Annotated in this window: 1 protein-coding gene; it reads left to right on the top strand. The window is 32.5% G+C overall.

Annotation, left to right across the window (positions count from 1 at the left end):
- The first annotated feature begins 290 nt into the window (after positions 1–290).
- The gene (locus FNW21_RS16135) at positions 291–1,115 is read left to right on the top strand and encodes a BRO family protein (RefSeq protein ID WP_144257775.1); all 825 of its coding nucleotides are present in this window, start codon (positions 291–293) and stop codon (positions 1,113–1,115) included.
- Positions 1,116–1,798 lie beyond the last annotated feature (683 nt).

The raw sequence follows: 1,798 nt of genomic DNA, 5'->3' as shown, positions 1-1,798 counted from the left end.
AAATTTTCTGCGAGTTACAAACTTCATTTTCAAATCGGAATTACCTGCGTAATTTCGGCACAACTGCCCCATAACGTTCTCGCGCTACAAGCAGTTTGGGATTAAGGAAGCGTTATCTTTCGGATTTGCCAAATCATCACAAATACAAAACCAACTTCCCATTAAGCCAATTGCCCAAATTGCTTGTAGCGTGTGTTGGTGGCTGCTCTTCTTTTTATTTATTCTTTTTTTTAATCAATTATATAAGTTTAATTTTTTATATTAGTATTTTTGCAAAAATAGTTTTTGATATGGAAGAGATACAAAATATTAATGAAGGTTCATCTTCATCATTTGAAGATTTTAAAAATGAAAACGGTATAACGTTTTGGTGGGCTTCTGATTTGATGGTGATGTTAGGTTACAAAGATATGAAGTCTTTTCAAAAAGTTTTAGATAGAGCAACTAAAGCTTTTGTATCATTAAATATTCCACATTATGAAAATATTAATTCTCAACAGCGAGAAATAGAAGGACACAATTGTCAAGATTTTAAACTTTCAAGATTTGCGTGTTACATCGCTGTGATGAATGGTGACCCAAAGAAAGTTCAGGTTGCAGAAGCTCAAGTTTATTTTGCTCAACAAACTAGAAAATTTGAGTTACATATTGAGAATAATGATGATATAGAAAGAATGTTAATTCGAGAAGAATTAACGGAAGGAAATAAATCTTTAGCATCTATAGCAAAACAGTCAGGAGTAATTGATTATGCAAAATTTCAAAATGCTGGTTATTTAGGAATGTATAATATGGAATCTTGGAGACTTGAAAAGAAAAGAGATGTAAAGAAAGGTACTTTAATGGAACATATGGGAAGAACCGAATTAGCAGCCAATTTGTTTAGAGTTACACAAACTGAAGAACGAATCAAAAATAAAGGAATTAAAGGACAGACTAATTTAGAGCAAACTCATTATGATGTCGGAAAAGGAGTTAGAGGAATAATACAAAAAAATATGGGGAAAAACCCTGAAAGTTTGCCTCAAGAAAAGAAAATTGCAGAAGTTAAAAAAGAATTGAAAGATGGGCATAAAAAAATGCTTAAAGAAGATAATAATAAGAAAAAGAAGTAATTAATATAAAATAAATCTCTTTTTTTTATTTAGGATTTAATTAAAATCTTATTCTTTTTTACGATTCTGCTGTCGAGTTGCCACCAACGTTCCCGCGCTACACGCAGGCTGGGATTAAGAAAGTCTAAACTTTCGGTTAAAAACTAATTTTTCAAATACAAAACAAGCTTCAAATTTTGCCAAATTCCCAGCTTGCTTGTAGCGTGTGTTACTGGCTGGTTATTTTGTCGAAATTACAATTAAACCGCAAATTTTTCACGCTTCTGTTGGCAGAATCCAACTTTCACGTTTCTGCTTTCTGCTCGTAATTTTCAACGTTTTATTTTCAACGTTTTATTTTCAATTATTCACTTTTTTAATTTATGCGCAAAACTTTTCACGTTTCTGTTGACAAGTTCCGACTTTCACGCTTCTGCTTTTCAGATTCCAATTTTCAAGTTTCTGTTGGCAAGTTTCCATTTTTACGCTTCCGTTTTTCAGGTTTCAACTTTTCAAGTTTCTGCTGGAAAGTTTCAATTTTCACGCTTCTGTTTTTTAAGTTTCTGCGAGTTGCAAACTTTATTTCCAAATCGAAATTACCTTCGTAATTTCGGCATAACTAGCCAGTAACGTTCTTGCGCTACAGCGGGTTTGGGACTAAATTAAGCCCATTCTTCGGATTTGCCAAATCATCACAAATACAA

Origin of the sequence: Flavobacterium restrictum (genome assembly GCF_007097245.1) — a bacterium.
GTDB classification, from domain to species: Bacteria; Bacteroidota; Bacteroidia; order Flavobacteriales; family Flavobacteriaceae; genus Flavobacterium; species Flavobacterium restrictum.
Note: the sequence above shows the minus strand (reverse complement) of the source record. Positions and strands in the feature narration are given on the sequence as shown.